Source organism: Hasllibacter halocynthiae, assembly GCF_003003095.1.
Taxonomy (GTDB): Bacteria; Pseudomonadota; Alphaproteobacteria; order Rhodobacterales; family Rhodobacteraceae; genus Hasllibacter; species Hasllibacter halocynthiae.
This window is the reverse complement of record NZ_PVTT01000002.1, coordinates 1,063,233-1,083,053: the sequence shown is the minus strand read 5'-3', so window position 1 is coordinate 1,083,053 and position 19,821 is coordinate 1,063,233. Positions and strand designations below refer to the sequence as shown.

Here is a 19,821-nt window from a genome sequence, read left to right as displayed (position 1 = left end):
GTCACATGTGGGTTATCTGCCAGCCGGCCTTCACATGTTCGGGTAGTTCGGCCCGTCCCCGCCCTGCGGCACCGTCCAGACGATGTTCTGCAACGGGTCTTTGATGTCGCAGGTCTTGCAATGGACGCAGTTCTGGAAGTTGATCTGGAAGCGTGTCGCTCCGCCCTCCTCCACGAACTCGTAGACGCCTGCGGGGCAGTAGCGTGCGGACGGCCCGGCATAGCGCGGCAGGTTCACGTCGACCGGCACGTTTGGGTCACGCAGCTTCAGGTGCGAGGGCTGCGCCTCCTCGTGGTTGGTGAAGGAATAGGCGACGTTGGTCAGCCGGTCGAAGGAGAGGGTGCCGTCCGGCTTCGGATACTCGATGGCCTGATGCTTCTCGGCCGGCTCGGTCGCCTCGGCGTCGGTCTTGCCGTGCCCCAGGGTGCCGAACAGGGTCAGACGGGCATGGTTCAGCCACATGTCCGCGCCGCCCGCGACCATAGAGGCGGTCAGCCCGTAGCGCGACCAGAGCGGCTTGACGTTGCGCACCCGCTTGAGGTCCCGGCCGACCGGGCCGGTCCGCAACTCATCCGAGTAGCCCGAGAGGACGTCGCCCTCCCGCCCCTCGGCGATGGCGGCACGGGCATGCTCGGCCGCGGCGATCCCGGAGAGCATCGCGTTGTGGTTGCCCTTGATGCGGGGCACGTTGACGAGACCCACCGAGCAGCCGAGCAGCACCCCGCCCGGGAACGCCGCCTCCGGCATGGACTGGAACCCCCCTTCGGAGATCGCGCGCGCGCCGTAGGCCACGCGCTTGCCGCCCGCCAGGAGGTCCGCGACCATCGGATGGTGCTTGAACTGTTGGAAGGAGAGGTAGGGGTTCACGTATGGGTTCTTGTAACCCAGGTGGACGACGAACCCGACATAGACCTGCCCCGGCTCGGCAAGGTGGTAGATGAAGCTGCCGCCGCCCGCGTTCTTGCCCAAGGGCCAGCCCATCGTGTGCACGACCTTGCCGGGCTGGTGCTTCTCGGGCGCGACCTCCCATAGCTCCTTCATGCCGAGGCCGTATTTCTGAACGTCCGCGTCCGCATCGAGGCCGTAGCGTGCGATCACCTGCTTGGAGAGGCTGCCGCGCACCCCCTCGGCCAGCATGACGTACTTGCCGCGCAGCTCCATCCCGGGCTCGTAGCCCTCGCCGATCGTGCCGTCGGGCTCGCGCCCGAACTCGCCCGCGACGACGCCGGCGACGCGGTCGCCGTCCATCACCAGCTCCGAGCAGGCCATGCCTGGGAAGATCTCGACCTCCAGCGCCTCGGCCTGTTCGGCAAGCCAGCGGCAGACGTTGCCCATGGAGACGACGTAGTTTCCATGATTGGACATCAGGGGCGGCATCAGGGCGTTGGGCATCCTTATGCGCCCACCCTCGCCCAGCACGTAGAAGCTGTCGGACGTCACGGGCGCGTCGAGCGGGGCGCCCTTCTCCTTCCAGTCGGGAATCAGCGCATCGAGGCCAACGGGGTCGAGCACGGCGCCCGAGAGGATGTGCGCGCCCACCTCCGAGCCCTTCTCGAGAACGACGACCGACAGATCGGGGTCGAGCTGCTTCAGGCGGATCGCCGCCGAGAGGCCCGCAGGGCCCGCGCCCACCACGACCACGTCGTAATCCATCGCCTCGCGCTCGATCTCGGCCATGACTGCCTTCCCTTCGCGTCAACCGGCCCCGATGTGGCCATGCAGGCGGGGGCCGTCAATCGCGCCGCCGCGTCATTCGGGCGGACGCGTCGTCGCGGTGGCGGGTGCGGCCGGGCGCGGGGCGCCGGCGCCGAACGGCGCGGATGCGCCGGCGGCCGGGCCGGTTTGCCGCCCGCCGGCGCCCCCTTCGGCGCCCCCCGCTTGCGGCGGGCCGCCACGCCCTGCATCAAGGCCCGGACATCCCAAGCGGGACGAAGCCCATGGAAAAGATCCCCCTCACCCCCGCCGGCGCCAAGCGGCTGGAGGCCGAGCTGAAGCACCTCAAGTCCGAGGAGCGGCCGGCCATCATCCGCGCCATCGCGGAGGCGCGAGAGCACGGCGACCTCTCCGAGAACGCCGAGTACCATTCCGCGCGCGAGAAGCAGTCCTTCATCGAGGGCCGCATCAAGGAGATTGAGGGCATCCTCTCGCGCGCAGATGTCATCGATCCGGCCAAGCAGTCCGGACCCATCAAGTTCGGCGCCACCGTGACCGTCGCCGACGAGGACACCGACGAGGAGGTGACCTGGCAGATCGTGGGCGAGCCCGAGGCCAACACGGAGGAGGGGCGGTTGAACCTCAAGTCGCCCCTCGCCCGTGCCCTGATCGGCAAGGAGGAAGGGGACTCCGTGGAGGTGCGGACCCCGCGGGGCGAGAAGTCCTACGAGGTGGTGAAGGTCGTCTACGCCTAGTCTGATGACGCGACTCGGAAGGGTCAGCTGAGGCGAGTGGGCCGCCGCACTGCTGACCATGGCGTGGCTGGCGCTGCACACGGCGACGTTCCCGGGTGCGCGCGCGGAGGGCGACGTTCCTCGCGGCCTTCGTCACGGCGTTGCTGCCCGTCGCGACGATCTGGCTCGCGGCAGCTTCGGCCTGCACGCTGTGCGCCCTCCGGGAGGAGAACGCCCGGCTCGCGGACGCGGTCGAGACGCTGCGCCGCCAGTCCCCTGCGGGGGCGAACTTGGGAAGGTACGCAGAACAGGTGCGGCGGGAGGGGCGGCCGGATGTGCCGCCGATGCCGACCGCGCCGCCCCGACATTCGCTGCCGTCCGGGCCGCTGCCTCGCCCTCCGCCGCGCCGGAGCCTGAGAAGGCCCTTGCCGCGCGGGAGTCTCGGCGCGCGCTCCCCCGCGATCTGCCGGCGGATGGGAACGCGGAGCCGCACGTCCCTTCGGATCTGGTCCAGGCGCTGAACTTTCCCGACGACCCTGCGGACGCGGAAGGGTTCTCGGCGCTGCGCCGGGTGCTTCGGGACCGCGGGATGGCCAAGCTGGTGCGCGCGGCGCAGGACGTGCTGACGCTGCTGGCGCAGGACGGCATCTACATCGACGACATCCCCGCGGAGCCCGCCCCGCCCGAGCCGTGGCGCGCCTTCGCCGCCGGCCCGCGCGGGCGGGCGCAGGGCTGGCGGCGGACGACGACCGATCGGCGCTGGATGTGGCGGCGACCAGGATGCAGTCGGACATGATATTCCGTGACGCCGTGCACCACTTTCCTGCGGCAGTTCGACCTCGGCTTCGCGTGCCTCGAGGCCGGCGCGAACGGCGAGGAGGTCACCGGCATGTCGCGCACCCGCACCGCGAAAACGTTCATGCTTCTCGCCGGGGCGGCGGGCATCTTCGGCTGAGCGTCGCCGCTAGAGGCCGAATGATCCGAAGGGCAGGTAGCGGACCGGATCGCCCTCCCGCAGGTCGAGCGCACGGTCGGGCAGCTCGACGAAGCCCTCGGCCCAGGCGAGACCGGAGACCCGGCCGGACCCTTCGGTGGCGAAGACCTCCGCGCGGCCACCGCGCAGCCGGGCCCGCAGGAACTCGCGCCGGCCAGCCTTCTTGCGCCGGGCGAAGGCGGCCGGCACCTCGAAGCCCGCCGGTTCCCCCCAGGGCTCGCCCGCGAGGGCACCCAGCGCGGGGCGCGAGAAGACCAGCGCGCAAGTGAATGCCGCGACCGGATTCCCCGGCAGGCCGAAGACCGGCACGCCGCGCCAACGACCCAGGATGAGGGGGCGCCCCGGCTTCATCGCGATCCGCCATTCGGCCACGCTGCCCTCGGCCTGCATCAGGGCTGAGAGGTGATCCTCCACCCCGGCGGAGGCCCCGCCCGAGGTCAGGATCGCGTCGCACCGCGCCGCGCCCCCGTCCATCGCGGCGCGAAGCGCGTCCCGGTCGTCGGGCGCACGGCCCAGGTCGACTGCTTCGTGCCCCCAGCGCCCCGCGAGCGACAGGAGCATGGGCCGGTTCGCGTCGAACGTCCGGTCGGGCGACGCGTCCGGGGCGGGGTCCGCCAGCTCGTCCCCGGTGGAGAGGACGCCGACCCGCAGCACCGGGCGCACCCGGACCCTCGCCGCGCCCACGGCGGTAGCCAGCGCCAATGCGGGCGCGTCTAGGCGACGTCCCGCGGCAAGGGCTTCGTGCCCGGAAGCGACGTCCTCGCCGGCCGCGCGGACGTTAGCGCCGGGCTTCGGCAGGCGCAGCCGCACGGCGTCGCCGGCTTTCTCCGCGTCCTCCTGAAGGCAGACCGTGTCGACGCCCTCGGGCAGGAGCGCGCCGGTCATGATCCGCACGGCAGCGCCCGCCGGCACCCCTCCCGGAAGCGGCCGGCCCGCGGCCGCCATGCCGGGATGAACCGGAAAGGACGCCCCACCCACGCCCCCCGGGTGCCGGAAGCCCCAGCCGTCCACGGCGGCGTTGGCCCCTGGTGGATTCGCCCGGGCGGCCACGACCGGTTCGACCAGCACCCGGCCCGCGGCTTCGGAAAGCTCCAGCGCCTCCGGGGCGCCCACGGCCCCGCAGGAGGCGCGCAACGCCGCGAGCGCCACGTCCACCGGCGTCCAGTCGATACCCGGCGGCAGGGCGAAGCAGTCGTTGCCCTGCCGCGTGCCCTTCTCCGGCCCGCTCCCTGCCGCGGCCTTCGCGGCCGCCTCGATCGCCGACTCGTGACCGATCCCCAGGACCCAGCCTTCCGCGAGGGCCCGCGGATCCTGCGGCGGGGCGAGAAGGTCGCACTCCTCTTGGGCGCCCATGAGGCCCGCCGCCATCGCCCGGACCTGCCCCGCATCCTTCGGCCCACCGCATCGCAAGGCGGCCTCCGCGGGATCGGCATGCGCGAGGTAGACCTCGGCCAGCACCACCGGGGCCTCGCTGGCGACCTCGAAGGGCCAGGTCGCGCAGCGCCCCCCGAGGGCCGCCCGCAGGCGCGAGAGGGCTGCCATGGCCGTCAAGGTCTGCGAGCCGACCGCACCATTGTAGGCGAGCTGCCAGACCGATTTCGGCCGCCCCGCCGGACCGCCTGCGGCGATCAGCGCCTCCTCCGTCCCGCGCCATTCGGGATAGGCACCGCCCGTCACCTTGCGCGCCGGGAGGCCGGGCAGGTCCAGCTTCGGGGGCCGGCCCCAGAACGGCCCCTCGCCCGGGAGCATCGCGTTCAGCCGCGCCGCGAGGTCGTAGCGGTCGTTCCGCCCGTCCGGCCCGTCGGAGAGCCGCTCCGCCACCCAGTCCCAGAGCGCGAGCGGATCGTCCATGCCCGTCACCGCGCGCGCCGCGCCCTCCGGCCACCCGAAGGAGACATCAAACACCACGAGGACGCGCCCTTCCCCGCAAGAGAGGCGCGCGATCAGCCATTCGGTCGCCGCGTGCCGCGTCGGGAAGTGGCGGGCCTCGCCCACGCCTCCCGCACCCGCCTCGGCGATCCAGATCGTGTCGGGGCCGGGGCGGGTGCGGCCCGACGTGGCGGACCAGTCCACCGCGATCACCGCGTCGAACCGCTTCACAGCAGCCGGACCGCGAGCTTCAGCGCGAAGCCGGCCAGCGCCTCCGTGTCGTCCAGGGGCAGCACGGGCAACGGAACCTGCGGCGCGCCTGTCGAGGCGACCGCCGCGATTCCGTGCGCCGGCGCCAGCGGACCTTCCCGGCATTCGGGGCGCCAAGCCTCGATCTTCGGCCAGGGTGCGGCCTTGAACCCTTCCGCGAGGACGACATCCGCCCCGGCGAGGCGCCGCGCCAGCGCCTCGGGACCCTCGGGGGCGCCGCCCGTCATCGCCCAGCCCTCCGGCGTGGCCAGCAGCACCCGCGCGGCCCCCGCCCTCCGGTGCCGATCGCTGTCGGTCCCCGGCACGTCGAGGCGTGCGTCGTGATGGGCGTTCTTCATCGTCGCGACCTCCAGCCCCCGCGCGGCCAGCACGCCGACCAGCCGCTCGACGAGGCCGGTCTTGCCGCCGTTCTTGCGGCCCACCACGCCGACTATCCGGGTCACGGCAGCATCCTTCGCGCGGCCACCAGATCCTCGGGGGTGTTCACGTTGAAGAACGTCGCCTCGTCCGGGAAGTCCACGTCGCGATTGCCGTGGGCGTCTGCGAAGGCGACGACCCGCCGGGTGCCTCTCTCCAGCGCCTCCTCCAGCGCCTCGGCGAGGGTGACGTCCCAGAGAGCGAAGACCGGATGCCGCAGGCGGCCCCGCGCCGGGTCCGAGGTGGCGGCCATGGCGACGGGCGCACGGGCTTCCGCGAGCCGGGCGAGCAGGTCCTTGGGCGGGAAGGGCGTGTCGGCGGCGGCCGTGGCCACCCGCGCGGCGCCTAGCCCGCCAGCCCAGCGCATCGCTGCGAGAACCCCGGCGAGGGGGCCGGGACGGCCCGGCACCGTATCGCGTAGGATCGGCAGGTTCATCGCCTCGAGGCCCGGGTCGTTCGCGTTCAACGCCACCGCCTCGGCCTGCGGCGCCAGGCGGGCCAGAGCGGAGCCGATCAACGTCGTGTCGCCTAGCGGCAGGAGGCCCTTCAGCCCGCCCCCCATCCGCCGCGCCGCGCCGCCCGCGAGGATGACGAGCGGCGGCCTCACGCCCGCCACCAGCGGAGAAGCCAGTCCCGCGCGGTCACCGGGTCCGCCAGCACCCGGCGGGGCACCCAAAGCACCACGCCCCCCGACGAGATGGCGAGGATCCGGCGCGTCAGGATCACGCCGTCCACCGCATCCCAACCCGCCCGGAAGAGCGAGCCGCCGGACGCGACCTCCATTACGCGGGGGTCCGCGCGGAAGCCCTGCTCCCTGGCAAGGCGCGGCGTCCGCACGAGCCGCCCCGCCATGACGCGCCCGGGCGGCGCGACCACCCTCCAGAGGGGCACGCAGCAGAGGAGGGCAACCGCGAGGATGGACCAGAGCGGCATATCGTCCGAACCCAGGCGTGAGCCCATTCCCACGGCCCCCGCGAGCGCGAGCACCGACAGCGGGACGGCGAGGAGAAAGATCGCGTGAAGCCTCCGATCCGATGCCTGCCGCCCGGCGACGACCATCGCAGCGTGAAGGTCCCCCCGGGGTGTCTGGAATCGGTCCTCGACGGCCTCATCCATGATCCGTCCTCCTCCCGATCGCGGCCAGCGCGGCGCCGGGGTCCGGGAACGCGCCCCGTGGCGCGGCCCATGCGCCACCGTCCGCCACGACGCCGATCAGCTCGGGCGTCTCCATTACCTCCCGAACGGCGACCCATCCGATCCGGTGCCCAAGGGCGCCGCGATCAACCGCGATGCCCTTGGGGCCGATCGCGAAGCGCGTCTCGCCGCCGCAAAGCCGCAGCGTCCGGCGCGCGGATACTTGGTCGAAGGCCCGTCCCAGCACCGGCGGGAGCCGGATCGTCAGAGACCCGCAGACCCCGCCGGCCAGCGCCAGGAGCCAGACAGGAGGCGCCCTATCCGCGCCCAGCCCGATCCATGCCGCACAGATCAGGGCGACGATCCCGACGATCACGAGGATCGTGCCCGGCCAGATCAGCGCCTGGAGCCGAAGCCGCTCGCCGGGCGCGAGGGGCGCGGCGGCCTCGCACGCCTCGGCCACGCGCAGGAGGAACGCGACATCCGGCATGAAGCGGCCCTCTTGGACCTCGCTCACCGACCCCATCTCTCGGCCTCCTTCCAAGCCTCCGGAAGGAGCGCGCGGAGGGGGACGAGACGCTCTCCGGGGACGATGACATGGCAGCCCGGGGCGTAATCCACGAGAAGCTCGCGGCAGACGCCGCAGGGGGGGATCACCTCGCCCCGGCGGTTCACGGCGACGACGACCTCGATGGGCGAGGCGGGATCGGCCACCCGGGCAGCGGCCAAGGCCCCCGGCTCGGCGCAGATCGTGGCGCGGGGCAGCGTGCATTCGAGGTTCACGCCCAGGTGCACCCCCGCGGCCGTCGCGGCGGCGGAGGCGACGTGATGGCGCCCTTCCTCGTAGCGCTCGGCGATCAGCGCGCGGGCGGCGGCCAGGGCGGCCTCGGCGCGGGGCGGCAGGCTCACGCGCCGCCCTCCTCGCGCGGGGCGCCCTTCGGGTCCGCGTCCCGCACCAGCCGCCCCTCGCCCGAGAGGCAGACGAACCGCCGCCCCCGCAGGCGCCCGATCAGCGTCAGGTCCACCTGCCGCGCCAAATCCACCCCCCAAGCCGTGAACCCTGAGCGCGAGGCGAGGATCGGCACGCCCATACGCGCGCATTTCAGCACCATCTCGGAGGTCAGGCGACCCGTCGTGTACATCGTCTTGCCTTCTGGCCCTACCCTTTCGGCGCGCATCCAGCCGGCCAGCTTGTCGACGGCGTTGTGGCGGCCCACGTCCTCGAAATAGGCCAGCACCTCCGCGCCCTCGCAAAGACAGGTGCCGTGGATCGCCCCCGCCTCGAGGTAGAGCGACGGCATCGTGTTGATGCGCGTGGCGAGGGCATAGAGGTCGGAGGTCCGCAGAGCCCCGTCCGGCGCGCGCAGCCCCTCGACCCCCTCCATCATGTCGCCGAACACCGTGCCCACCGCGCAGCCCGACGTGCGGGTTCTGCGCGAGAGCTTCGCCTCGTGGTCGGTCTCGTGGGCGGTGCGGACCACGACCGCCTCCAGCTCGGCGTCGAAATCGATCCCCGTGATCTCGTCCTCAGGGGCCAGCATCCCCTGATTCAGGAGGAACCCCAGCGCCAGCCAGCGGGGATGGTCGCCCACGGTCATGGCGGTCACGATCTCGCGCGAGTTGAGGAAGACGGTGAGGGGCCGCTCCTCGACCACGGGCAGGTCGACCGGCCGGCCCGCGTGGTCGGTGCCCCGGACCCGGCGGGTCAGCCCCGACGCGCCGGGGTCCGGCGCGATGTGGGGTGCCACCTCAGCCGTCCGCCCGCGTGAGGGGACGCGCGACGAGGGTGGAGTTGTCGTCGTCGTCATCGTCGTAATAGACCCGCTCGACCACGCCCGGCAGGGCGCGCACCTCCTCCATGAGGTCGGTCGGGAACCAGCCGGTGTCCACCCCCTCGAAGCCCGGGAGCCGCGCCAAAATACGCGAGGTGGCGAGCGCGCATTGCGCCTTCGGGACGGCCCCCTGCGACCGCACCAGCCGCAGCGCCGTCTCGGCCACCTCGGGCGAGACGGGGATCGTCTGCTCGACGGTGCGGAAGGTGGTCCGGGTGTGGAAGTCGACATAGGCTGCGTAATAGGCCGGCGTCATCCCGTAGAGTACGTCACCCCGCTCGACCATGGCGCGCGAGGTGTTGAACGTGCCCGCGGGGTCCCACATCACCCGCTGGCTGCCGTTCACCATCAGCCCCGTGTGGGCCCCCGAATTCGACCCGTTGGAGATCACCGTCAGCAGCGTCAGCGAGGGCTGGCCGCCGTGGACGTAGGTGGCGCGCGTCACGTCCTCGGGCGGGGCGCCGACCTCTTCGGCGCCGCCGCAGGCCGAGAGCGTCGCGGCGAGGGCCAGCGCGGCCAGTATGCGGATCATCCTACGTGCTCCCGGAGGGGTCGTTGCGAGGAACCTTGGCGCGGGGCGCGCGCGCCCGCAAGACGGCCGGCGGCCCGGGCCGCGCCGTCAGCCGTTCACGATGTAGAGGAGGATCAGGAGTCCGACGATCACCATCACCGCGCGGGTGCTGATGCGGACGAACCTCGCGAACGTCTTCTCCTGCTCGGTGATGTCCATCGTCCCTTCCTGGTACTCCTGATCGGCCATGCCCGTCCTCCTGGATTGATCGGCAGGCGCGTAGCGCGGCCCGCGCGGGCTGTGAAGGGCTCAGGGCGCGACGCCGTCCGCCGGAGCCGTCCCCGGTTCGGGGCCTTCCTCGAGGTCGCGGCGCAGGTCGAAGCCGATCCGGTACGGCCGGCCCCGCCCGGCCTTCGGCAGCGCCCGCAGGAGAACGGAGAGCTGCGAGACGTGCTGGATCAGCTGGACCTTCACCCCGGCGGGATCGATCCCGTAGAAGGTGACGATGTCGGGGTCGAAATGGCCCATGCCGCGGATGCGGATCGCGGACGCCCCCCCGGCGGAGGCGGTCATCGCCATCTCCTCGCCCTCGGCTAGCCCTTCCTCGAACTTCGCCATGTAGAGGGCGAGGCGCCGGTAGGCCCATTCGGCGGGGCTGCGGGGACGACGCTTCGAGGGGTCGGGCGTCTTCTCGTCCTCCACGCCGCGCAGCCCGTCCATGCGGACCGCGTGGGCGCGCGCCGGGTCGGGTGGAAGGGCCGCCTCCTCGGCCGCGCTGGCGAGGGTGGATTCGGTCACGCCGCCGCCTCCCCGACTTCCGTCGCCCTGTAGACCCATGCCTCCCCCCGAAGCGTGCGCGCGGCGCGACCGGCCTTCCACAGATGGACGCAGTGCGCCACCGCCTCGACGAGCGCCAGCCCGTACTCCTCCAGCCCGATGCTCCGGCGGAAGAGCGGCGGGAAGCACTCCGCCGCGCTGCGCGGCTCGGCGAGCCAGCCCTCCAGGCGCGCCAGGGCGGCGTGATGGTTCTCCTCCAGCTGGCGCAGCCGGACGGGCAGCCCCCGGAAGGGGCGCTTGTGCCCGGCGAGGACGAGCTGCCCCTCCGCCGCGTGCGGCGCGAGGCGCCGGCAGGTGGCGATCCAGTCCGCGACGGGATCGGCCTCCGGCTCGGTCGGATAGGTGCCGAGATTGGGCGAGATGCCCGAGAGGAGCTGGTCGCCCCCCACGACGATGTCGTCCGACCAGAGCGTCACGTGGTCCGGCGCGTGGCCCCCGCCGAGCCGCACGGTCCAGACACGCCCCCCGAACGAAAGGGCGTCCCCTTCCTCCAGCCGGGTGAAGCCGAGCGGGATCGGATGGACGACGTCCGCGAAGTTCCAGGGCCGGGCCGCCTTCCGCTCCTCGTAGATGACGGGGATCATCCCCGCGCGGCGCCAGAAGCGCAGCGTCTCGGGCGGCGGCGCGTCCTGCACGTCGAGGGTCAGCATCCGGCCCATCAGCCATGCGGTGCGCGAGGTCAGCACCTCGGCCCCCCGCGCGGCGAACCATCCCGCGAGCCCCAGATGGTCCGGGTGGTGGTGGGTCAGCAGAAGGCGCGTGACGGGCCTGCCGCCCAGCGGACCGTTCAGGAGCCGCTCCCAGATCGCGCGGGTGCGGCCGGTGTCGAAGCCGGTATCGACCAGCGCCCAGCCATCGCCCTCGTCGAAGGCGTAGACGTCGACATGGTCCAGCGCCATCGGCAGGGGCAGGCGCATCCACAGGACGCCGTCCGCCACCTCCACCGCCTCGCCCTCGGCTGGCGGCTCGAAGGGATGGCGCACCCCTTCAGCCAATCGGCGCGCGCTCGGCATACGCGGACGTGGGGCCGGGTTCCCCAACCGTCCGGGCGGCGGGACTTGGCCCGCCCCTCACGCGGCGAAGCGCCCGCTCAGGGGCCACGCGAAGGGCGGGCCTCACGCTGCGAGGTCGTCGAGCGAGAGCGCGTAGAGCCCTTCGGCGCCCGCGCGCGCCTGCTCGAGCAGGCCGCGATACTCGGGCATCAGGCGCTGGACGTAGAACCGCGCGAGGTGCTCGCGCGCCGGCCCCTCGTCCGCGAGCGCGGCCTTGAGGTGGAAATGCCCGCCCAGCACGCGGGCGAAGGCCCGAAGGAAGGGCACGGCGCCGGCGAAGCGGTCGCGAAGCTCCTGCGCGACGAGGAACTCGGTGGCCTCGCGCAGGTCCTCGGCCGCGTCGCGAAGGGCGGCGGCCTCCTCCGGGAAGCGGGCCCTGGCGCGGCCGGCGCCCTCGACCATCTCCTCGATCAGGGCGAAGGCCGCCTCGCCACCGTCGAGCATCTTGCGCCCGACGAGGTCCATCGCCTGGATGCCGTTCGTGCCCTCGTAGATGGCCGTCACGCGCACGTCGCGGGCGTACTGGGCGGCGCCCGTCTCCTCCACGAAGCCCATGCCGCCGTGGACCTGGATCCCCTCGGAGGCGACGTCGATCCCGACATCGGTGCCGAAGGCTTTGGTGATCGGCGTCAGGAAGGCGGCGCGGGCCTTCCAGGCGGCGTCGCCCGTCGCGGCGGCCATGTCGATTGCGACCGCGTTCGCCAGCGCGATCATGCGCGCGGCCTGAGTATCGGCCTTCATACGGGTCAGCATCCGCCGGACGTCCGCATGCTCGGCGATGGACCCCGAACCTTCGGCCTTCCCCTGCCGGCGGTCGAGGGCATAGGCCAGCGCATGCTGGTACGCCCCTTCGGCAACGCCGATGCCCTGCACGCCGACCCCGAGGCGGGCGTTGTTCATCATGGTGAACATGGCCGCCATCCCCTTATGCGGCTCGCCCACCAGCCAGCCGGTCGCGCCGTCGTACTCCATCACCGCGGTGGGCGAGGCGTGAAGGCCCAGCTTGTGCTCGAGCGAGACGACCTTGAGCCCGTTCGCGACGCCGGCCTTCCCTTCCGCGTCCGGCAGCTTCTTCGGCACCATGAAGAGGCTGATGCCCTTCGTGCCCTCCACCGCGTCCGGCAGCCGGGCGAGGACGAGGTGGCAGACGTTCTCGGCCATGTCGTGATCGCCCCAGGAGATGTAGATCTTCTGGCCGGTGACCGCGTAGGTGCCGTCGTCCTTGGGCTCGGCGCGGGTGCGCAGCGCGCCCACGTCGGACCCGGCCTGCGGCTCGGTCAGGTTCATGGTGCCCGTCCACTCGCCCGAGATCAGCTTGGGGATGTAGAGCGCCTTGATCTCCTCCGAGGCATGGGCCTCCAGCGCCTCGATCTGGCCCTGGGTCATCAGCGGGTTGAGCTGGAGCGAGAGGCAGGCCGAGGACATCATCTCGTTCACCGCCGTCGTCACCGCCATGGGCAGGGCCATGCCGCCGTATTCCTCCGGGGCGGCGATGCCGATCCAGCCGCCCTCCGCGACGGCGCGGAACGCCTCCGGGAAGCCGTCCGGCGTACGGACCACCCCGTTCTCGAGGCGCGAGCCCTGGACGTCGCCGATGCGCTGGAGCGGGGCGAGCGCCTCCTCCGAGAGCTTGCCGGCCTCCTCGAGGATGGCGGCCACCGTATCCTCGTCGGCATGGGCGAAACGTTCCGTCCCGCTGACCTCGGGCAGCCCGGCAACGTGGCTGAGGAGGAATGCGAACTCGGACGTGGGGGCACGATAGGGCATGGGGCGGCTCGGCTTTCGGATGTCGCGGGCAGGGTATAGGACATGGCGGTCCGATCCACAGCAACGCGGCGTCACGACGACATGGGTGCGACACAGCTGCTGAAGCCCGATGCGGCGGGGATCGAGGCGGGCGCGGCGATCCTGCGGTCGGGCGGCCTCGTCGCCTTCCCGACGGAGACGGTCTACGGCCTCGGAGCACGGGCGGACGACGACCGGGCGGTGGCGCGGATCTTCGAGGCCAAGGGCCGGCCGACGTTCAACCCCCTCATCTGCCACGTCTCCGCAGCGGAGGACGCATTTAGCATCGGCCGCTTGGACGACCGGGCTGGGCTGCTGGCCGCGGCGTTCTGGCCCGGGCCGCTGACGCTGGTGGCGCCGCACAGGGCCGGCGTGTCCGACCTCGCGCGGGCCAGCCTGGGCACGGTGGGGCTGCGGGTGCCCGGGCATCCGGTGGCGCGGGCCCTCATCGAGGCGGCGGGGGTGCCCGTCGCCGCGCCGAGCGCGAACCCATCGGGCCGGATCAGCCCGACGGCGGCGGCCCACGTCCTGGAAGGTCTGGAGGGGCGGATCGACGCGGTGTTCGACGCCGGCCCCTGCCCCGTCGGCGTGGAGAGCACGATCGTCGCCTGCACGGGCGGCCCCCCGCGCCTCCTGCGCGAGGGGGGCGTGCCGCGCGAGGCGCTCGAGCGGGTCGCCGGGCCGCTCGGCGCGGGCGGCGGGGGGGCGGTCGAGGCGCCGGGGATGACCCTCTCGCACTACGCGCCGCGGGGCGCGGTGCGGCTGGACGCGGACGCCCCCCGTGCGGGCGAGCGGATGCTCGGCTTCGGCGCGGTGGGGGGGGAGGCGAACCTCTCGCCTTCGGGCGACCTGGGCGAGGCGGCGGCGAACCTCTTCGCCATGATGCGGGCGCTCGACGACGGGCGTCCCCTCGCCGTCGCGCCGATACCGGACCGAGGGCTTGGCCGGGCGATCCGCGACCGCCTGACGCGCGCCGCGGCGCCGCAAGGCTGACGGCGGCCTGGACGGATCCCGTCAGGCCTGGCCGGAATGCCCCGACAGGACGCCGGGCGCGGCGCCGAGGCCTCGAAGGCCCGTCGCCCAGACGCCGCCCGGATCGTCCGAGAGGACCAGGGCGGGATCGGCCGGGGTGGTGAGCCACACGTTCTGGGCCAGCTCGTCCTCGAGCTGGCCGGGTCCCCAGCCGGCATAGCCCAGCAGCAGGACGCAGGGTTCGGGCCCCTCGCCCGCGGCGACCGCGCGCAGAAGGTCGACCGTCGCGCACATGGACAGCTCCCGCGACACCGCCTGCCCGCCCTGCACGGGCGGCCCGGCATGGAGGAGGAAGCCGCGCTCGGTCTCGCAGGGGCCGCCCACGCGCACCGGCACGCCGCCCGTGCCGGCGACGGGCAGGTCGAGCTGCTCGGCTATCTCGGAAAAGGAGACGTCGACGGCGGGCTTGTTCACCACGAGGCCCATCGCCCCCCCGGACCCATGCTCGCACAGGAGGATCGCGGCGCGGTCGAAGCGCGGATCGCGCATGGAGGGCAGCGCGATGAGGAGGTGACCTGCGAGATTGTCGCTCATTCGCCCGACGCTATGCGCCGGGGCGCACCCCGCCGTCCACCCGGGGGGGTCGCCCGACGCGGCGTCGCGCGCGGATCGCCGCCGCACCGGCGAGAAGGAACAGCGCGAGCAGCGCGCCGACGCCGGCGAGGAACGCGGCCGCCGCGCCCGCCGCGCCCCCGTCGATCAGCGGCTCGCCCACCGCCGCCGTGCCGAGCGTCGCCCCGCCCCAGAGCAGGCCGAGCGCCCCGAGCGCCCAGGCGAGGGCGAAGGCCGGCCCGGCGCGACGCCCGGCGAGCGCCCGGCGCATCGCCGCGCCCATGCGCCCGAAGTCGCGCTGCACCGCCATGAGCGCCGGCACCAGGAGGAGGACGATCGCCATGCCGAAGCCCAGGCCGTAGACCAGCGTGATCACCGTGGGCTTGAGGAACTGCGCGTCCTGCGAGCGCTCGAAGAGGAGCGGGGCGAGCCCGAGGACGGTGGTGGCGGTGGTCAGGAAGACCGGTCGCAGCCGCTCGGCCGTGCCCTCGACGATGGATGGAAGGAGGCCGCGGCTTTCGGCCTTGCCATCGATCGTTGTCACGAGGACGATCGAGTCGTTGATGATGATCCCGGTCATCCCGATCAGCCCCACCACGGTGAACATCGACAGCGGCACGTCCCATGCGGCGTGGCCCCAGATGGTGCCGACGAGGCCGAAGGGGATGATCGCCATGATGACGAGCGGCCGGGTGAAGGACGCGAATATCCAGGCCAGCACGAGATAGATGCCCAGGACGCAGAGGAGGAAGCCGATCAGCGCGTCGAGGAGGAACTCGCGCTCCTGCTCGGCGAGGCCGGAGAGGCGGGTCCCCACGCCGAACCGCTCCTCCACATCCGGAAGGATGGCGTCGCGCAGGGCCTGCATGACGGCGGCCGCGGCCTCCGGGTCGTCCTCGGAGAGCTCGCCCGTCACCTGCGCGATGCGGACGCCGTCCTGGCGCGTGATCGTGCCGAACCCCGCCTCGGACCGCACGGTGACGACATCCGAGAGGGGGACGTATTCGCCTGCCGGGGTACGCAGGAGGGTGCGTTCGAGGAAGTCGCCGGCGCGGTCGCCGGGCGCCAGCTCGACCCGCACGGTGGCCGAGCGGGGGCCGACGGGCCAGGAGGCGGCCTCGATCCCCGAGAGGCGGTCGCGCAGGGTGGCGCCGACGGCGGCCTCGTCGAAGCCGAGGGCACGGCCCTGCGGCGTGACGGCGAGGACCAGCTCCTCCTTGTCGAAGGTCAGGCTGTCGCCGAGGCCCGAGACGGCCGGGAACGCCCCCAGCGCGGCCTTCACCTCCTCGGCGGCGGCCTTCAGGACGTCCGGTTCGGCCCCGACCAGGTCCACGGAGAGCGAATCGCCCCCGGGGCCCGAGCCCCAGCGCCGGAAGGAGACCGTCTCGAGTAGCGGATGGTCGCGGACCTCGTCCTGCAGGGCGGCCGTGAACTCGAACGAGGAGTACGGGCGCAGGTCCGCGTTGATCAGCTCGATCGCGATGGAGCCCAGGAGCTCGGCGTCGCGGTCGCCGCCGAGGCCCTGGCCCGAGTTACCCCCCACCTCCGCGAGGGCGTGGAGGACCGGGTTCCGGTCATGCTCGGCCTCGTAGCGCCCCGCGACGGCCTCGGTGGCGCGCTGCAGCTCGGCCATCATCTCCAGCGCGTCCTCGCGGGTCGCGCCGGGCAGCATGGCGAAGTTGCCCGAGACGCTGCCCTGCTCGGGCGCGTTGAAGAAGCGCCACGTGACGTCGCCGCGCATGAACGACGCCGCCTGCGAGGCGAGAAGGGCGACCATGGCCGCGAGGACGACGTAGCGCGCCGCGACCACGGCCCGCATCAAGGGCACGAAGAGGCCAGCGCGCACCCGGTCGAACGCGGCGTTCACGGCCTGCGGGACGCTGTCGATCCCATGGTCCGAGAGGCGGCCCCAGGTCGCCGCCCGTTCGGATGCCGGGCGCAGGCCGTAGAGGCCGAGCGCGAGGACGAGGCCCCAGACGGCCCCCAGCGGCGCGGAGGCGAGAGCCAGCCCCCAGCCGTCCGCGAGAAGCCCCAGGCGCCCGGCGAGGAGGACCCCCCCGATCCAGAGCCCCGCGCCGATCCCCGCGAAGAGGAGGAGCAGCGCGAGCGCCCCGACCCCGGCCCTGAGAGGCGAGAAGCCGCGGCGGGGTCGCTCCTTCAGCGCATGGGCCATGTGGCGGGGCAGGATCAGGAAGCACTCGACCAGCGAGGCCACGAGCACCGCGATCACGGTGAAGGGGATGTCCGCGATCAGCGTGCCGAAGCGCCCGCCCACCACGACGAGCGCGGCGAAGGCGATCACCGTGGTCAGGGTCGCGGCGAAGACCGGGGGGAACATGCGCACGGCGGCGTTCTCGGCGGCCTCGGTGGCGCCCTCGCCCAGCGTGCGGGCGCGGTAGTCGGAATGCTCGCCCACCACGATGGCGTCGTCCACCACTATCCCAAGCGTGATGATCAGCGCGAAGAGCGAGATCATGTTGATCGTGAGCCCTCCCGCCCACATCAAGGCCACGGCCGTCAGCATGGCGACGGGGATGCCCGCGGCCACCCAGAACGCGGTGCGGGCGTTGAGGAAGAGGAAGAGAAGCCCCACCACGAGGACAAGGCCGAAGAGGCCGTTCTCCGTCAGGATGCCGATCCGGCCGGAGATGGAATCGGCCAGCGTGCGGATGGGCTCGATCCGCACGCCCTCGGGCAAGGTCGGCCCGACCTCGGCGATCACCTCCTCGACCGTGGCCTGGATGCCCAGGGCGTCGCCTGCGGCGTCGCGCTCGATGCGGATGGTGACGGCGGGCTCGTCCCCGACGAAGTAGGCTCGCGCGCGGTCTGCGCCCAGCGTCTCGACCCGGGCCACGTCGCCGACGCGAAGGACGGTGCCGTCCGCCTCAAGCCTGAGGGGCAGCGCGGCGATGGCGGCGGCGTCGCGCGCCTGCTCGCCCGCGCGCAGGCGCGCCGATCCGCCAACGGCGCCTGCCGGGGCGGAGGCCGCGCCCGCGCGCGCCACCTCCGCGATCTCCCGCAGGGTGGTGCGGTGGCGGATCAGCTCGGCGCCCGTGGTCTCCAGGAGGATCTCGGGCGCGGCGACCCCGCGGATGTCGGCGCGCGTCACCCCTTCGGCGAAGAGGCGCAGGACCAGCTCGTCCCCGATCCGGGCGAGGGTATCCGGCGCGACGGGCCCCGAGATCACGAGGTCCGTCACCCGGTCCCGCCAGACGCCGCGCACGGTCTCGGGCTCCTCGGCCTCCTCCGGAAGGGGGCCGGCGGCCTCGGCCGCGCGCTCCAGGTCGGACATGGCGCGGGCCATGTCGGTGCCCGGCTCGAACTCGAGGAAGACAGAGGCGAGCCCTTCGGTGGCCCGGGCGCGGGTGCCCTCGACCCCTTCGACGCGCAGGAGCGCGGGCTCGAGCGCCTGGAGGATGCCGGCGTCGACCTCCTCGGCGCCAGCCCCCTCCCACGCGACCGAGACGGTCGCCGTCTCCAGCACGACGTCGGGGAAGAACTGCGCCCGCATCCGCGGCAGCACGGCGACGCCCGCCGCGAGCAGCACGAGCAGGAGTAGGTTCGCCGCCGTCCGGTGCCGGGCGAAGTAGCCGAGGAGGCCCGCGCCGGGCAGCCGCCTCATCCGCCCATCCGCCGTTCGATCCGCTCGACCACCTGAAGGGGGACACGGTCCGCCCGCAGCTGAGCGAGCACCCGCTCCTTGGCCTCGGAGGGGATGCGGTCGGAGTCCTCGACGAAGGCGATGAGCGCGGCGCGGCGGCCCTCGTCCAGCCGCACGGTCTCGGGTCCGGCCGGGGGGCGGGCGGCCCCCTCCGGGCGGATGGGGCGCAGGACGATGCCGGGCCCGAGTAGCGGCGTCCGCTCCGCCACGACCTCCTCGCCGGCGATGCGGGCGGCGTCCACGATCACGTCGTCCCCCTCCCGCCGCAGGATCGGGGCGGGCCGCTCCTCCATCCGATCCTCCGCGCCGAGGATCAGCACCGTCCCGTCGGAGGCGACGGCCGCGCCCGGCAGGCGGGCGACGCCTTCGAGCGCGGGCTCGCGCACGCGGACCTCGACGAAGTCGCCCGGGCGCAGCCATGGCGCGTCCTCCACGGCGGCGAAGACGAGGCGGCCGGACCCGCCCTCGCCCGTGGCGGCCGCCTCGCGCGTGATGACGGCCTCCGCCTCGAGGTCGAGCCCATCGACGCCCAGCGTCACCAAGACCGGCCGCTCGGAGAGCGGGCCCGCCGCCGAGAGGCGGGCATGGGCGGCTGTCGAGAGGCGGAACGCCACCTCGAGCGCGGAGGCGTCCACGAGGGTGGCCAGCCGCTCGTTCGGGGTGAGAAGGACCCCCTCGGCCACGGCGACCGACTGCAGAATTCCGCCGAACGGCGCGGCGAGGACCGTGTCCTCGGCCCCCCGCCGCGCCTCCGCGAGGTCGAGCGCGGCGCGGCGCTCGGCCAGGGCGGCGCGGTCGATGCGGGCCTCGGCGGCGGCGAGGGCCTGCCTGCGGGCGAGCACGGCCTGCTCGGCGGACTGGACCGCGATCTCGGCCGTCTCCCGAGCCGCGGCGGTGCCCGTGCCGCGACCCAGGAGATCCTCCGCGCGATCCAGCGCGCGCCGCTGCGTCGCGGCCTGGGCTTCGGCGGCCTCCAGCTCGGCCCGGGCGAGGACCTCGGCGCGCCGGGCGTCGCGCGTCTCGGCCTCGGCCTCGGCCTCGGCGGCCTCCGCACGGGCCAGCGCGGCCCGTGCGTCGGCGGGATCGACCCGCAGGAGGACGTCGCCCGACGCGACGATGCCCCCTTCGGCGAAGCCGGGCGCCAGCTCGACCACCCGGCCCTGGGCGGGCGCGCGCAGCTCGACCGTGCGGGCGGCGCGCACCTCTCCGAAGGCGGCGAGGGTGGGCGCGATGGTCTCCGGCAGGACGGGAAGGACGCGGGCGGCATAGGCCCGTTCGGCCGCCGGACGCCCGCCGAAGCCCCCTTCCCCGCCTGCCGTGCGCGCGTCGCGCACCATGAGCGCGCCCCAGGCGAGAAGGCCCAGCGCGGCGAGCGTCAGGGCGACGCCCGAAAGGGATCTGGCTAGAAAGCGCATGGCTCGGTCCCCGGGTCTGCCCCGCTCCAGATAGGACGGCGCGGGCGGATCCGAAACGCGCCGTCCGGTCACG

20 protein-coding genes are annotated in these 19,821 nt (G+C 73.5%); 4 read left to right on the top strand and 16 right to left on the bottom strand.

The window, feature by feature from the left end:
- Window positions 1-30: 30 nt before the first annotated feature.
- The gene (locus tag BCF33_RS12330; protein WP_106161201.1) at window positions 31-1,677 is read right to left on the bottom strand and encodes an electron transfer flavoprotein-ubiquinone oxidoreductase; all 1,647 of its coding nucleotides are present in this window, start codon (window positions 1,675-1,677) and stop codon (window positions 31-33) included.
- Window positions 1,678-1,937: 260 nt separating this feature from the next.
- Between BCF33_RS12330 and greA the strand changes: the two genes are divergently transcribed.
- The 3 genes from greA (at window position 1,938) to BCF33_RS14095 (ending at window position 3,342) form a co-directional block, all read left to right on the top strand.
- Window positions 1,938-2,408, top strand: coding sequence for a transcription elongation factor GreA (greA, locus tag BCF33_RS12325; RefSeq protein WP_106161200.1), 471 nt, complete (start codon window positions 1,938-1,940; stop codon window positions 2,406-2,408).
- 568 nt (window positions 2,409-2,976) lie between these two features.
- Window positions 2,977-3,183 (top strand): hypothetical protein, encoded by a 207-nt coding sequence (locus BCF33_RS12320; RefSeq protein WP_146132816.1) that lies wholly within the window; start codon window positions 2,977-2,979, stop codon window positions 3,181-3,183.
- A 6-nt stretch (window positions 3,184-3,189) separates the two neighbouring features.
- The gene (locus tag BCF33_RS14095; protein ID WP_158259419.1) at window positions 3,190-3,342 is read left to right on the top strand and encodes a hypothetical protein; all 153 of its coding nucleotides are present in this window, start codon (window positions 3,190-3,192) and stop codon (window positions 3,340-3,342) included.
- A 9-nt stretch (window positions 3,343-3,351) separates the two neighbouring features.
- Here the strand turns inward: BCF33_RS14095 and BCF33_RS12315 are convergent, their stop codons facing one another.
- The 12 genes from BCF33_RS12315 to BCF33_RS12260 form a co-directional block, all read right to left on the bottom strand.
- A complete protein-coding gene (locus tag BCF33_RS12315) occupies window positions 3,352-5,481 on the bottom strand; it encodes a molybdopterin-binding protein (RefSeq protein ID WP_106161198.1) in 2,130 nt (709 codons plus the stop codon).
- Window positions 5,478-5,963, bottom strand: a complete 486-nt coding sequence (gene mobB / locus BCF33_RS12310; RefSeq protein ID WP_106161197.1) for a molybdopterin-guanine dinucleotide biosynthesis protein B — start codon at window positions 5,961-5,963, stop codon at window positions 5,478-5,480. Before mobB ends, BCF33_RS12315 begins: the two co-directional genes overlap by 4 nt.
- Window positions 5,960-6,544, bottom strand: a complete 585-nt coding sequence (mobA, locus tag BCF33_RS12305; protein ID WP_106161643.1) for a molybdenum cofactor guanylyltransferase MobA — start codon at window positions 6,542-6,544, stop codon at window positions 5,960-5,962. Before mobA ends, mobB begins: the two co-directional genes overlap by 4 nt.
- On the bottom strand, window positions 6,541-7,053 hold the full coding sequence (locus BCF33_RS12300; protein ID WP_106161196.1) for a hypothetical protein: 513 nt from the start codon (window positions 7,051-7,053) through the stop codon (window positions 6,541-6,543). Before BCF33_RS12300 ends, mobA begins: the two co-directional genes overlap by 4 nt.
- The gene (locus BCF33_RS12295) at window positions 7,046-7,597 is read right to left on the bottom strand and encodes a hypothetical protein (RefSeq protein ID WP_106161195.1); all 552 of its coding nucleotides are present in this window, start codon (window positions 7,595-7,597) and stop codon (window positions 7,046-7,048) included. The genes BCF33_RS12300 and BCF33_RS12295 overlap by 8 nt, the downstream gene beginning before the upstream one ends.
- Window positions 7,585-7,980: a cytidine deaminase family protein gene (locus tag BCF33_RS12290; RefSeq protein WP_106161194.1), complete on the bottom strand. Its 396-nt coding sequence runs from the start codon at window positions 7,978-7,980 to the stop codon at window positions 7,585-7,587. Before BCF33_RS12290 ends, BCF33_RS12295 begins: the two co-directional genes overlap by 13 nt.
- Window positions 7,977-8,819 (bottom strand): formate dehydrogenase accessory sulfurtransferase FdhD, encoded by an 843-nt coding sequence (locus tag BCF33_RS12285; protein ID WP_425432775.1) that lies wholly within the window; start codon window positions 8,817-8,819, stop codon window positions 7,977-7,979. Before BCF33_RS12285 ends, BCF33_RS12290 begins: the two co-directional genes overlap by 4 nt.
- 1 nt (window position 8,820) lies before the next feature.
- Complete coding sequence (locus tag BCF33_RS12280; protein ID WP_106161192.1) at window positions 8,821-9,435, bottom strand: hypothetical protein; 615 nt, start codon at window positions 9,433-9,435, stop codon at window positions 8,821-8,823.
- A gap of 87 nt (window positions 9,436-9,522) precedes the next feature.
- Window positions 9,523-9,663 (bottom strand): aa3-type cytochrome c oxidase subunit IV, encoded by a 141-nt coding sequence (locus tag BCF33_RS12275; RefSeq protein ID WP_106161191.1) that lies wholly within the window; start codon window positions 9,661-9,663, stop codon window positions 9,523-9,525.
- A gap of 60 nt (window positions 9,664-9,723) precedes the next feature.
- Window positions 9,724-10,212, bottom strand: coding sequence for a DUF6173 family protein (locus BCF33_RS12270; RefSeq protein ID WP_106161190.1), 489 nt, complete (start codon window positions 10,210-10,212; stop codon window positions 9,724-9,726).
- Window positions 10,209-11,264, bottom strand: a complete 1,056-nt coding sequence (locus BCF33_RS12265; RefSeq protein ID WP_106161189.1) for an MBL fold metallo-hydrolase — start codon at window positions 11,262-11,264, stop codon at window positions 10,209-10,211. Before BCF33_RS12265 ends, BCF33_RS12270 begins: the two co-directional genes overlap by 4 nt.
- A 102-nt stretch (window positions 11,265-11,366) precedes the next feature.
- Window positions 11,367-13,070: an acyl-CoA dehydrogenase family protein gene (locus BCF33_RS12260; RefSeq protein ID WP_106161188.1), complete on the bottom strand. Its 1,704-nt coding sequence runs from the start codon at window positions 13,068-13,070 to the stop codon at window positions 11,367-11,369.
- Between the two features lie 81 nt (window positions 13,071-13,151).
- Here BCF33_RS12260 and BCF33_RS12255 point away from each other — a divergent pair, with 81 nt between their 5' ends.
- Window positions 13,152-14,081: an L-threonylcarbamoyladenylate synthase gene (locus tag BCF33_RS12255; protein ID WP_106161187.1), complete on the top strand. Its 930-nt coding sequence runs from the start codon at window positions 13,152-13,154 to the stop codon at window positions 14,079-14,081.
- A gap of 21 nt (window positions 14,082-14,102) precedes the next feature.
- Here BCF33_RS12255 and BCF33_RS12250 read toward each other — a convergent pair whose 3' ends face one another.
- The 3 genes from BCF33_RS12250 to BCF33_RS12240 are packed head-to-tail and all read right to left on the bottom strand — an operon-like array spanning window position 14,103 to window position 19,748.
- Window positions 14,103-14,654, bottom strand: coding sequence for a YqgE/AlgH family protein (locus tag BCF33_RS12250; protein WP_106161186.1), 552 nt, complete (start codon window positions 14,652-14,654; stop codon window positions 14,103-14,105).
- Window positions 14,655-14,664: 10 nt separating this feature from the next.
- Window positions 14,665-18,294, bottom strand: a complete 3,630-nt coding sequence (locus BCF33_RS14405; protein WP_245883820.1) for an efflux RND transporter permease subunit — start codon at window positions 18,292-18,294, stop codon at window positions 14,665-14,667.
- Complete coding sequence (locus tag BCF33_RS12240) at window positions 18,291-19,748, bottom strand: efflux RND transporter periplasmic adaptor subunit (RefSeq protein ID WP_106161185.1); 1,458 nt, start codon at window positions 19,746-19,748, stop codon at window positions 18,291-18,293. Before BCF33_RS12240 ends, BCF33_RS14405 begins: the two co-directional genes overlap by 4 nt.
- Between the last annotated feature and the right edge of the window lie 73 nt (window positions 19,749-19,821).